We start from the raw sequence: 11,943 nt of genomic DNA on the forward strand, positions 1-11,943 counted from the left end.
AAGAACTCATTCAGTGGAAGGCGGCAAAACACGGGCGGGATTGCCCACCGCCGTATGGCGGGCCGGCACATCCCGCGTCACCACCGCACCCGCGCCAATCACGGCCTGGTCTCCGATCGTCACACCCTTCAGCACCATGGCACGCGCGCCGATAAACACATGCTCTCCGATCTTCACCGGCTTCACCGCCACCTCCGCTCCCGTCCCGGGAAGCGGCAGCGCATGCGCATCGTGGTCCATGATCAGCGCCCCGCTCCCGATCATCGTCCCCCGCCCCACACGGATCTCCCGGCGCGCGCTCAGCGTGCATCCAGAGAGTCCCACTCCATCTCCCAGGTGGATGACCGCCTCGCCTGTGACCATGGACAAAACCACCCGCTGGCTCAGGCCTATCTCGTTCAGTCGCGGCACACTCAGCGCGGTGATCTCACGCCCCAGCTCCAGTCTCGCCCCCTTTTTCCGGAGGATGATCGGCATCCCATAAAAGCGCTGGCTCCGGTGCCACGCGCATCCCGTGCGCATCGCTACGAAAAATCCGTTCACCATCGCCAGAAAAGAGGAGATCATGGCATTCTTGGCTCGCACGCGGCACGGTGCACTTCACTCCAGTCTTCGCCGCCGGGCAGCACATGGTGGTGCTTCAGCAGAAACTCCCGCGCACGCCCCAGGGCGGCCGTAAAGTCAGGACTCTTCAGCTTTTGTTGCACCTCCCGTATCGCCCCCGCCCACGCCTCCGGGTCACGGTTTTCCATCATCGCCACCGGGTACTCGCACGCGGCAAAGAGCTCGCTCAGCCCCATGCTGCGGTTGGCGATCACGGGGATCCCGCTCGCCATGGATTCCAGCGCCGCCGTCATCCCCGCGGGATCATCACATTCCAGGATGGGAAGCAGCACCACGCTGGATGCCTGCAGGACCTCCCGATAGACGACATGGGAGGCATTGGTGATCAGCCGGAAGTTCGGGTTCGCCTCATGCGCCGCAAAGCGTGCCGCCAGCCGGTCAGACCTGCCGATGCGCGTCACTCTCATGCCTCGTTGCAGCAGGCCGTCCACCATGGCGTCATCACGGCTGGCATTGCCGGTCAGCAGCGCCGGTCCCTCCGCCGCCACCACCGCGGGCGGGTGGTACCACTCACAGTCAATTTTCCACGTCCGGTGCACCACTCTCTCCGCTGCTATCTGCCCCGCTGCCCTGGCGCACTGCTCATGGCTGATGAACTCGATCTGAAATCCCCCCGCCGCCTTCTTCAGCAAAGGCGCCAGCGTCTTGAGGATCGAATCATGAAAGGCCAGACGCCGGATGATCTTGCCACGCGCGCGAAACAAACCCGCACGCGCCAGCAGCAGCAGCAGATTGTAGTGCATCCCGTCCAGGCAGTAGATCATGTCCGCCTGCCGCAGCGCCCCGCGGTTCCGGAAGATCAGCCCCAGCGAAGCCCGCATGCGGCGGAGTGCGCCGGTCTGTCGCCGGATGTACTCGCGCTCCAGCTCCTCGTCATCCTCAAACGTGGCGCCGATCAGCGCCCGTCCGCAGGCCGGCATGGGCAGCGGGTCCAGATAGCGCGCGGGCCTCCCGCTCAGCCGCCTCAGGGCATGCGGCGCCAGCACCACCAGGGGCGCGGCCCGCCCCTCAGGAGCAGCGGCGGTTGAAAGGCAGTCTGCGGATTTCATGACTCAGCATGGCCTGGGCTCCCGCCGGCTGAAGATTCGCCGGAGCCCGCTGGCTGCTCCGCGCGGTCGCGCGCCGGCCTTCATGGTAGGCGATGCACGCATTGATCGCCCCGGCGATGAACCAGCAGAAGAAATTGACCGGAAAGGTGGAGGTGACATTTCCCGCAAAGACATTGTGAAGGAGCAGCCCGAACTCGATGCCCACCATCCACACGCAGATGTTGTAAAAGGAGGTTCCCCGCAGCCCCAGCACGCTCCGGTGGAATGAATGCAGCCCGACCGCCGCCACGATCAGCAGCAGCCCCAGCGGCAGCCAGCCGATTTCCAGCAGCAGGTTTGAGATCAGGTCATGGCTGGCCACCAGATGCGCGTCATACATGTCGGAGGCCCCCTTGGTGCCGTAGCCAAACATCGTCCACATCAGCGGGTTGTGGGCCAGGTCGTGCATCCCGTCCAGCCGTGCGCAGATCGTCCAGAAGCGGGAGAGCTGCTCGCCCAGCGCCGTGCCGCCGAAGTTTTCCAGCGCCCACAGCGTGAGCTGCGTCACCCAGTTGCTCAGCTCCTGGGCAAACACGCACGCGGACACAAACAGCCCCGCCACTCCCCCATACAGCGCCAGCGTTCCCCTGGCGCTGCGCAGCACCGGCAGCAGCAGGATCGGCATCGCCCAGTTGATGTTGGCCACGCGTGTCATGCTCGCCACGCAGCCGATGACGAAGAGTGCAAACAGCACGAAGCTCAGCATCCCCCACGTGTTGGCGCCGTGGTCCCGGTGGTGCCGCCGCACCATGAGCGCCAGACACGCGCACACCGCGCAGCTCGTGCCAAAGGGGGAGCTGTCCACCAGCGTCGAGAAGGGCCGCGGACGCACGTCGTCCAGGTGCTTGGACAGCACCGTCAGCCCGGACTTCAGGTATTCGATCTCAAACTCGCTCAGCCCGAAAATCTGCTGCTTGATGCCATACAGCGCCACCGGGATGAAGACGATGAGACAGTATTTGATGAACGCGACGATCTGCTCCGGAGTCCGGAAGATGCACGGCACCACAAACAGCAGGAACATGTACGCCGCTCCATCGGCCAGCTGCGTGGCCGCCGCGTTGAAGCCCCCGCCGCTTCGCAGCGCGGAGATCCCCGAAACCGCAAATCCCAGCACACACACCAGCAGGGACATCAGCCTGCGCTTTTGATACAGGCTGCCGTCGTGCAGAGACCTCACCAGCGTGCCGATGCAGATCCCCGCCAGCGTCAGCGGGCACAGCGCGCGCACCCACAGCACGTCATTCATCGTGACATGCCCGTCAAAGACCATCATGCGCTTCAGCACGTCGCTGTAGCCCGCGTAGATGACCATCAGGAACAGCGCCATCCGTGGCTGGATCACCGCCAGAATGAACGAGCCGATGGAGAGAAACTGCGCCAGCGCGCCAATGGAGTTCCCTCCGCCCAGCAGCACGGACAGCATGATGTACACCGCGCCGATGCCGCCCATGAAGATGATGAAAGCCCTGCCTTGCATATAAAATCAGGCGTGCAGCCACGAACGCATCCGCAGCCAGGTGAAGCGCGGCAGCCCCACAAACGCGCGGGTCATGAAGCCGGAGAGGTTCCTTCGCAGCCACGGGGAAAGGTACGTCCACGCCACCCAGGCCACCGTGTAGGAGACCAGTGTCGCCCACGCGGCCCCCACCCCTCCGTGCGCGGGGATCCACAGCAGGTTCAGCAGCACGTTCACCGCCACCGCCGCAATCACCGAGGGCAGGTTGGCCGCCAGGCGGTCCTCCACCGTGAGGATCTGCGTGCGTGCCACGCCCACGGCGTAGGGGATGAATGCCCACGCATGCACCCGCAGCATCTCCCCGCTGCGGGCAAATTCAGCACCAAAAGCCAGCGGCATCCCGGGAGATAGAATGAGCAGAAAGGAGGCCACCAGAAACGAGAGCAGAATGGAGGCGGAGAAGTACGTGACCGCCCCCGCCTCAAACCGGGCCGCGTCTTCCTGCCGCGCCCGGACCAGCGCCGGCAGAAACAAAAGTGAAAGGATCCCGGGCATGAAATAGGCCATTTCCGAGACACGCACCGCCGCGCTGTACACCCCCGCCTCCTCCGGACCCCGCATCCACTCGATCATCAGGGTGTCCAGGCGGAACAGCAGCATCAGCGCCCCCTGGCTGGCGAGTTCCGGCCATGACCGCGCCACCATGGCCCACGCCCGCTGCACGCGGAACGCTCCCGGCCGCACACGTCCTCCGTTTCGCCAGAAGATGCAGCCGCACACGCCGATGATGATCCACCCCTCAAGCACATAAGTAAGCGCGAAAAACCACAGCGGCATCTCCTGCCAGATCCCGGCCGCAATGCACGCCGCGCTGACCAGAAACGCCGCAAACTGCACCAGCAGGGTGGTGGACACTCGGCCGTGCACTTCAAACCACCCCAGCATTTCTGAGACAGGATTCGTGAGAAGCTGCAGGCTATAGACAATGATCAGCAGCGCGCCTTCCGGCCTCGCCAGCGCCACCCACGCCAGCAGCCCCGCAAACAGCAGGGCCGAGACAATGAAGCGGGCCGTGATCGTGGTCCCCAGCACCGCGGACTCCTCATTGCCCGGCTGCATCATCTCCCTCACCGTGTAGCGGGCAAAGCCCAGCTCCCCCACGCTCAAAAGAATCGACACCACCGCCATCGCCACCGCGAGCTGCCCGAAGCCGCCGCCCCCCAGGTGGCGTGCGAGCACGCAGCCTAGCGCAAAGCTCAGCATGAGCCGCACCATGCGCAGCCCCGTCGCCAGTGAGAGGGTTTTAACGATGAGGGCTCCGGCAGCCATGAAAAAAACAACAGCGGGGCATGCGTCACTCCGCCCCCAGGGCGATCTCAAAGCCGAGATCACGCAGGGCTGGAATGGACTCGCGACTGATAAACAGCACATCCTCTCCCGGCCGGCAGCCTCGGGAGAGCTTCTTCGTCATGACATCCACATGAAACGGTCCCGCGAAGACACCGGCTGGCAGCGCGGCGGACACCTCGCCCTCCGCCAGGTTCATTTCGGTCATGACCACCTTGGCATGCCGCAGCGCGCCGCCAAACCCGTTCAACACCCGTGCCTCCAGACCCTCGGTGTCTATTTTGATGATTTCCGGGGTCACCCCCTCCCGCGCGCAAAAGTCCCGCCCGGTTTCGCAGGGCACCAGGATGAAATCTCCAGCCTCACCCCGCGTCAGCTCCAGCGCCTGGTTGACGGCGCTGCAGTCGTCATTCGTGAAACGCAGCTCTCCTGTGGCATCGGAGAGGGCGAGCTGGAATGCACTGGCGTTGCTGCGTCCGTTGGATTCAAGCATCCGGCGCAGGGTGGCGCAGGTGGCGGGATGCGGCTCAAACGAGTACACCCGCGCGGTTTCCGTTTCTGACATCAGCAGCGAATAGACCCCGATGTTGGCCCCCACGTCAAAGCAGACGCGCGCAAATCCAGCCTCCAGCAGCATCCGCAGAAACATCATGTTGTGGTAGCAGTACAGCCGCTGGCTCCAGGCCAGGGCCACGCAGCCGTTCATCTCCTCACGCCGCGTCAGCACCAGCCGTGACTTTTGCGTCAGCGTCACCTTCAGCGGCAGGGGCGCCATCCGCCGTACAAGGTGCCACACCGAATGCCTGAAAAGCCCCGGCAGCGGTGAGACGCCGGGATTCCGAAGAATCGCCCGGCAGACATTGACAAACATGGACATGGCCATGGCGCTCCCAAACGGAAGCGTAAGCTTGACCTTAAACCGCGAAGCTCTGCTCCACCACGTCACAGAGCAGATGCCCGATGAGAAGGTGGCATTCCTGCACCCGCGCCGTGATGGCGGAGGGAGCCTTGAAACTCAGCTTCGCCTCAGCCGCACAGTCCGCCCCCTTTTCACCCGTGAAGGCGATGGTCACGCAGCCGCGCTTGTTCGCGGCCTGCAGCCCCAGCAGAACGTTTTTGCTCGTGCCCGAAGTGGAGATGCCTATGACAACATCCCCCGGCTGCGCCAGCGCCTCGATCTGCCGCGCGAACACAGTGTCGTAGCCGAAATCGTTGCTGTGCGCGGTGAGGATGGAGGTGTCCGTGGTCAGCGCCAGACCCGCCAGCGCCGGGCGGTTGATGCGGTAGCGCACGACGAGTTCCGCAGCCAGGTGCTGCGCATCAGCGGCGCTGCCACCGTTGCCAAAGAACAGGATCTTTTTGCCGTCTCGCAGCGCCTCAAGCCAGGCCGCCGCCAGCGGGGCGATCTGACCGCTCATCGCGGTCAGTCTGGAGATGGCGTCCTGATGCTCGCTGAGATGAGTTTTGAAAAGAGTGTCGAAATCGGGGCTCATTTGGATTCAAAGGCTGCCAGCAGTTCGTCTGGCGTCAATGTGGCGGTGCCGAGCTTGCCAACAACGATGCCGCTGGCGTGGTTCGAAATCTCGGCGGCTTCGAGCAGGCTGTGCCCGCTGGCCAGGGCCAGCGTCAGCAGGGCGATGGCGGTGTCACCGGCGCCGGAGACATCAAACACTTCACGGGCGCGAGTGGGAATGTGGTGCGGCGGCAGGTCACGCTCAAACAGGATCATGCCCTGCTCCCCGAGGGTCACCAGAATGCTGGCCACATCCCACTTGGCCAGCAGCACACGCCCCACTTCCAGCAGCTCCTTGTTTTCCAGCGGGGCTTCCGGCAGCAGGTGGTCTTCCAGACCGGCGGCGGCAAAGGCTTCGAGACGGTTCGGCTTCACCAGCGAAACCCCGGCCCAGGGCAGCGGATTGCGCGGTGAGGGATCAACGGTGACGATGAGCTTGTGCTCCGCGGCGACCTTGGCGACCACCCGCATGAGCTTCTCCGTCATGAATCCTTTGCCGTAGTCTTCCAGAATGATAGCGTCCAGGCTCGGTGCGAGATCGCGCAGGCGCTGCTCCACCTCGATCAGCTCGGTGTCGGTCAGCGGCAGCAGTTTTTCACGGTCCACCCGCACGATCTGCTGCTGGCGTGCGGACACGCGCGCCTTGGAGATCGTCGGCAGTGTTTCATGCACCAGCAGCGGCGCGGGATCGACCTTGTCTTCAATCAGCAGCGCACGCAGCCGGTCCGCAGCCATGTCCCTCCCCACCCGCCCCATCAGGTGCGTGTGCGGTGAGAAGGGCGAGATGTTGCGGGCGACGTTCGCAGCGCCACCGGGATAAAACTCCTCACGTGTCACTTCCACGATGGGCACCGGTGCCTCCGGCGAAATGCGCCGGACGTGGCCCCAGATGAAATGGTCGAGCATCACATCTCCCACCACGAGGATGCGGCCTTGCGCCAGGCGCTGGAGATGGTCGCGGGTGAAGGTCATTTATTTGCGGCGGCGTGCGCGGACGGCGGCGGCGAGTTCATCGAGCATGACCGCCGTGGTCTCCCACGAGACACACGCGTCGGTGATGCTCTGACCATAGGTCAGCGGCTGGCCGGGCTTCGTGTCCTGACGCCCTTCGACGAGATGGCTCTCAATCATCACCCCGGTGATGGCGGTGCTGCCACCGGCGATCTGTTCGGCCAGGGAGGCGGAGGCCAGCGGCTGCTTGCGGTAGTCCTTGAGGCTGTTGCCGTGGCTGCAGTCCACCATGACGCTCGCGGGCAGGCCGCGCGCGGTGAGCTGGTCGGAGACGCTCTTGATGGAGGCCGCGTCGAAGTTCGTGCCGCCCTTGCCACCACGCAGGATGACGTGGCAGGCGTTGTTCCCCTTCGTGTTCACAATCGCGGCCACGCCGTCCTTCGTCACGGAAAGGAAGCAGTGCTGCCCTTTGGCGGCCTCGATGGCATCCAGCGCCACCTGAATGCCGCCGTCCGTGCCGTTCTTGAATCCCACCGGCATGGACAGTCCGGACGCAAGCTGGCGGTGCACCTGGCTCTCCGTCGTGCGCGCGCCAATGGCGCCCCACGCCACCACATCGGCGATGTACTGCGGCGTGATCACATCAAGAAACTCCGTGCCCGCTGGAACGCCGCGCTTTGTAAGCTTGATCAGCAGATCACGCGCGCCGCGCAGGCCGGCGTTGATGTCAAAGGTGCCGTCCAGATGCGGATCATTGATGAACCCCTTCCAGCCCACCGTCGTGCGCGGCTTCTCAAAATACACCCGCATCACGATCTCCAGGTCAGCCCCATGCTTCTGCCGCGCCTCAATGATGTGCTGCGCGTACTCAAGCGCCGACTTCGTGTCATGGATCGAGCAGGGCCCCACCACCACCAGCAGGCGGTCATCCTTCAAAGTCAGGATGGCTTCGGCACGTTTGCGCGATTCCTCAACAAACGCGGACTCCAGCTCCCCCAGCCGAAACTCATGCATGAGCAGGGCAGGCTGAATGAGAGGAAGGATTTCAGCGACGCGAAGGTCGTCAGTGGGGTGGGTTTGGCTCACGGCAACAGGGGGCAAAAAAAAGCGGGCTCGCAAAGTGGAGGCGTCTGGCGGCGCTGGAAACCGAAACTTCATGGATGATGCGAATTCTCGCCCTTTCGACAAGCTGCCGCCCCTGGTGCCCGATTCATTCAGGCACCACCTCCGGACGATGGATCTCAGGTGCGCACAGGACGCAGGCACGTGCCGCCAGTTGTGGTAAGCCACTCATAGCAAATATGCCAATTACGGAAATTTGACACAGGCAGAGTATTTTAGCAAAGCTAAATATCCCATTTTCCTCATGAATTGCTGAATCCGACACACAAGTGACACAAAAAAGGCGGCCGTCGCCGGCCGCCTTTCGTGACGAGTTTGGCTGGTTTTATTGCAGGTCTTCACCCACCGCATAGCGCACAAAGCGGCGCACGATGAGGTTTTCACCCAGCTCAGTGATCTTGCCCTTGATCAGGTTCGCAATCGTCAGATCAGGATCCTTGATGAACGCCTGCTCCAGCAGGCAGTTGTCTGCGTAGAACTTCTCCATTTTGCCATCAACGATCTTGTCCACGATGTTCGCGGGCTTGCCTTTGACGAGCTCGGCGCCGATCTCGCGCTCCTTCGCGATGAGATCCGCAGGGATGTCTTCGCGCTGAAGGTAGCGGGGATTGGCGGCGGCGATGTGAAGGGAGATGTCCTTCACCAGCGCCTGGAAGTTTTCATTCCGGGCGACGAAGTCGGTTTCGCAGTTCACTTCAATGAGCACACCGATGCGGCCTGCCATGTGGATGTAGGAGGCGATGATGCCTTCCTTCGTCTGGCGGTCGGCCTTTTTCTCGGCCTTGATGGTGCCGCTTTTGCGGAGGATGGTTTCGGCCTTCTCCAGGTCGCCACCGGCTTCCGTGAGGGCTTTTTTGCATTCCATCATGCCTGCGTTGGTCTTCTCACGCAGGGTCATGACGAGTTTAGCGGAAATTTCAGCCATGGTTGGTTTTGGGGATAAAAAGTTACTTCTTGGCTTCGGCCGTGGCGACGATGACGGGGTCGATCAGCTTCTGCAGGATGATGCGGATGGAGCGGATGGCGTCGTCGTTGGCGGCGATGGGGTAGTCGATGATGTTCGGGTCGGCGTTCGTGTCCACAAGGGCGACGATCGGGATGCCGAGGCGGCGGGACTCATGAACGGCGATGTGCTCGCGGGCGGAGTCAACGATGACGACTGCGTCAGGCACCTTGCCCATGTGGCGGATGCCGCGGAGGTTGCGCTCCAGCTTGATGCGCTCGCGGTTGAGGCCGGCCAGCTCCTTCTTGGACATGAGCTTGAATTCGGGCTTGTTCTCGATGTCTTCGAGGTAGTTGAGGCGGGCGATGCTCTTCTTGATCGTCTCCATGTTGGTGAGCGTGCCGCCCAGCCAGCGATGGTTGACGTAGAACTGGCCGCAAGCTTCAGAGGCCTGCTTCACAGCTTCCTGGGCCTGGCGTTTGCAGCCCACGAAAAGGATTTTCTTGCCGCGGCGGGCGAGGTCGGCCAGGAAATCAGCGGCCTTGTCGATCTGCTTGACGGTTTCCTCGATGTTGAGGATGTGAATCTGGTTCTTGGTGCCCATGATGAAATTCTTCATCTTGGGGTTCCAGCGCTTGGTCTGATGTCCGAAATGGACTCCGGCTTCGACGAGCTCGGCGAGGATCTGTGTTGACATGGATGTAGGTATCTAAGGCGCCTGTCTTCCGCACGCTTTGGGGGCAAAACGCTCAGCCGCAGGGGCTGATCCGGTCGAACGGGCTAAGGGTTGAACCCTTTGGCCTGACCAACATGGCCCGGCGAAAGGGGGCGCGATGTTACCGGCATCCCCCGCTGCGGCAAGCGGTTTTTCACCTTCAGAATCGTCACACCAGCTTGGCCAGCACGTCCGGAAGTGGCAGGACGAAGTCCATCCGCTCTTCAGTGGCCGGATGGATGAAGTGGAGTTCACTGGAATGGAGGGCGAGACGGCGGGCGGGGTCGGTGGTGGCACCGTAGGGTTTGTCTCCGACGATGGGGTGGCCCATGTCGGAGAGGTGGACGCGGATCTGATGGCGGCGGCCGGTTTCAAGCTTCAGCTCGACAAGGGTGGTGTGCTGGCCGCGTTTGAGCACTTTGAAGTGGGTGATGGCCTCGCGGGTGTCTTCATCCGGGGGCACGCTGCGGACGCGCAGGGAGAATTCCTCATTAAGGTGGCAGCGCAGCGTGCCGGAATCGCGCTTGATGACACCTTCGGCGATAGCGAGGTAAGTCTTGTCAAACTGGTGCCAGTTACGCTGCAGAATGCGCTTGTACGGTTCGGTTTTGGCGAAGACGATGAGGCCGGAAGTGTCCCGGTCCAAGCGGTGGACGATCCAGACGCGGCTGCGGACGTCCGTGGCGCGGACGTGGTCGGTCAGGGCGGCGTAGGCTGTGCGACCGTTGCCGGAATCGGTGGCCACCGTGAGCCAGCCCGCCCCTTTGTTCAGGACGATGATGGCATCGTCTTCATAGACGATGCTGAGACCGGCGGGCATGGGCTTGGCATTGGCGCGGGGGGCGCGTTCCACCTTGATGGTGATCTTGTCACCGGGTTTCAGCGGCTGATTGTGCCGGGTCACGGCGTGGTCGTTCACGCGCACGCTGCCAAATTTCAGCCACTGCTTGATGCGGGTGCGCTTGGTCTCCGGCCAGTTTTCGAAGAGAAAAGGCAGGAGTTCGGCGGCTGCGGTGACGGTGCGGTGCTCGGGCATGGGGTCTCATGCCACGGAAAAAAGATGCTGGCTAAGGAAAAGCGGGATGGCACGTTCTCTCCCGACCCCACGCGCTCCTATGTCCCCGCTTCGTTTTGCCTTCATCCTCCCGCTCCTTTCGGCCACCGCCTTTGCCGCGGACTTCAAGAAGGACATCCAGCCCATCCTGGAGAAGAACTGCTACGAGTGCCACAGCGAGAAGGCCAAGAAAAAGAAAGCGGGGTTTGTTTTCGACAATCTCGAAGTCTTCAAACTCGACATCGCTGACAATGACGTAGCGCAGATCCGTCCGGGAAAGCCGGCGGAGAGCCACTTTCTCGAAATCATGGTCAGCAACGGCAAAAACCACATGCCGCCCGACGAACAGCTTTCCACCAGCGACATCAAAAAGATCACCGAATGGATCAGCGAAGGGGCGAGCTTTGACAAAGATGCGCCGAAGATGGCTCCGGTGGCTGCCAAAAAATCGCTGCCGCCGATCATGAGCTGGACGAATTCGGAGGGGAAAACCATCAAGGCGGGCTTTGTGCGTCTGGAGGGTGAAAACGTGGTGCTGCGCATGCCGCTGAACGCTGCGGAGGTCCCCTACCCGCTGGCGAAGCTGTCCGAGGCCAGCCAGAAGCTGGCGCGGGACTGCGCTGCCCCCTGATCTCACATTTCCGCCAGGGCGTCGCTGACTGCGGCCTCCAGCGGGCGTGAGCCGCTGCCACCGAGGCGTTCGTCGAGGGCTTCGAGGCGCTGGATGAGGTCTGCCACGTGTTTGCGTGGGTACATGCCGCCGGCTTCGGCACAGAAGTGGGTGCGGCAGCCGAAGGGGCGGTGCCTGTAGATGGTGCAACGGCCGTCCCGGCCAAGAAGGGGGCAGGCGCCGTCAGGGTGGGGCTTGAGGGCTTTGCGGCCGCTGGCGCGGACGCCCTGGGCGGCATACTGGGCCTCCCCGCGGGTGAGCATGGGGGTGTGGCCGGCCAGGCGGAAGTGGCAGCAGCCAGTGCGCATCTCACACTGGCGCGGCAGCGGGCGGCGCTCCAGGTCGGCGTAGATGGCCTCGATTTCCTGGTAGTGGATGGGCTTGGGGTTTTTCATGCGGTGTGCATTCAGCATGGCTGTGCTGGTTATTGTGGCACGCGATTTTTACAAAGCGGCAT

13 protein-coding genes are annotated in these 11,943 nt (G+C 62.9%); 1 reads left to right on the top strand and 12 read right to left on the bottom strand.

Annotated features, from left to right (window positions below):
- Positions 1-6: 6 nt before the first annotated feature.
- The 11 genes from ACILSQ_RS11410 to ACILSQ_RS11460 all read right to left on the bottom strand — a co-directional run bounded on the left by ACILSQ_RS11410 (position 7) and on the right by ACILSQ_RS11460 (position 10,798).
- A complete protein-coding gene (locus ACILSQ_RS11410) occupies positions 7-567 on the bottom strand; it encodes an acyltransferase (RefSeq protein ID WP_395743753.1) in 561 nt (186 codons plus the stop codon).
- Positions 564-1,673: a glycosyltransferase gene (locus ACILSQ_RS11415; protein WP_395743754.1), complete on the bottom strand. Its 1,110-nt coding sequence runs from the start codon at positions 1,671-1,673 to the stop codon at positions 564-566. The genes ACILSQ_RS11410 and ACILSQ_RS11415 overlap by 4 nt, the downstream gene beginning before the upstream one ends.
- The gene (locus ACILSQ_RS11420) at positions 1,633-3,192 is read right to left on the bottom strand and encodes a hypothetical protein (RefSeq protein ID WP_395743755.1); all 1,560 of its coding nucleotides are present in this window, start codon (positions 3,190-3,192) and stop codon (positions 1,633-1,635) included. Before ACILSQ_RS11420 ends, ACILSQ_RS11415 begins: the two co-directional genes overlap by 41 nt.
- A gap of 6 nt (positions 3,193-3,198) precedes the next feature.
- Positions 3,199-4,500 (bottom strand): flippase, encoded by a 1,302-nt coding sequence (locus tag ACILSQ_RS11425; RefSeq protein WP_395743756.1) that lies wholly within the window; start codon positions 4,498-4,500, stop codon positions 3,199-3,201.
- A gap of 25 nt (positions 4,501-4,525) precedes the next feature.
- Complete coding sequence (locus ACILSQ_RS11430; RefSeq protein WP_395743757.1) at positions 4,526-5,395, bottom strand: FkbM family methyltransferase; 870 nt, start codon at positions 5,393-5,395, stop codon at positions 4,526-4,528.
- Between the two features lie 37 nt (positions 5,396-5,432).
- Complete coding sequence (locus tag ACILSQ_RS11435; protein WP_395744077.1) at positions 5,433-5,936, bottom strand: SIS domain-containing protein; 504 nt, start codon at positions 5,934-5,936, stop codon at positions 5,433-5,435.
- A 71-nt stretch (positions 5,937-6,007) separates the two neighbouring features.
- Complete coding sequence (locus tag ACILSQ_RS11440; RefSeq protein ID WP_395743758.1) at positions 6,008-7,003, bottom strand: bifunctional heptose 7-phosphate kinase/heptose 1-phosphate adenyltransferase; 996 nt, start codon at positions 7,001-7,003, stop codon at positions 6,008-6,010.
- Positions 7,004-8,068, bottom strand: a complete 1,065-nt coding sequence (locus ACILSQ_RS11445) for a 3-deoxy-7-phosphoheptulonate synthase (RefSeq protein WP_395743759.1) — start codon at positions 8,066-8,068, stop codon at positions 7,004-7,006. It abuts the gene before it with no gap.
- A 361-nt stretch (positions 8,069-8,429) separates the two neighbouring features.
- Complete coding sequence (tsf, locus tag ACILSQ_RS11450) at positions 8,430-9,029, bottom strand: translation elongation factor Ts (RefSeq protein WP_395743760.1); 600 nt, start codon at positions 9,027-9,029, stop codon at positions 8,430-8,432.
- 22 nt (positions 9,030-9,051) lie between these two features.
- Positions 9,052-9,744, bottom strand: a complete 693-nt coding sequence (gene rpsB / locus ACILSQ_RS11455; RefSeq protein ID WP_395743761.1) for a 30S ribosomal protein S2 — start codon at positions 9,742-9,744, stop codon at positions 9,052-9,054.
- A gap of 187 nt (positions 9,745-9,931) precedes the next feature.
- Positions 9,932-10,798 carry an RluA family pseudouridine synthase gene (locus tag ACILSQ_RS11460; protein WP_395743762.1) on the bottom strand — a complete coding sequence of 289 codons (867 nt, stop codon included), beginning with the start codon at positions 10,796-10,798 and terminating at the stop codon, positions 9,932-9,934.
- Positions 10,799-10,877: 79 nt separating this feature from the next.
- Here ACILSQ_RS11460 and ACILSQ_RS11465 point away from each other — a divergent pair, with 79 nt between their 5' ends.
- Complete coding sequence (locus ACILSQ_RS11465) at positions 10,878-11,447, top strand: c-type cytochrome domain-containing protein (protein ID WP_395743763.1); 570 nt, start codon at positions 10,878-10,880, stop codon at positions 11,445-11,447.
- A gap of 2 nt (positions 11,448-11,449) precedes the next feature.
- On the opposite strand, the gene ACILSQ_RS11470 is transcribed toward ACILSQ_RS11465, so the two are convergent.
- Positions 11,450-11,881: a YkgJ family cysteine cluster protein gene (locus ACILSQ_RS11470; protein ID WP_395743764.1), complete on the bottom strand. Its 432-nt coding sequence runs from the start codon at positions 11,879-11,881 to the stop codon at positions 11,450-11,452.
- Between the last annotated feature and the right edge of the window lie 62 nt (positions 11,882-11,943).

This window comes from Prosthecobacter sp. (genome assembly GCF_044227185.1).
Classification (GTDB): Bacteria; Verrucomicrobiota; Verrucomicrobiia; order Verrucomicrobiales; family Verrucomicrobiaceae; genus Prosthecobacter.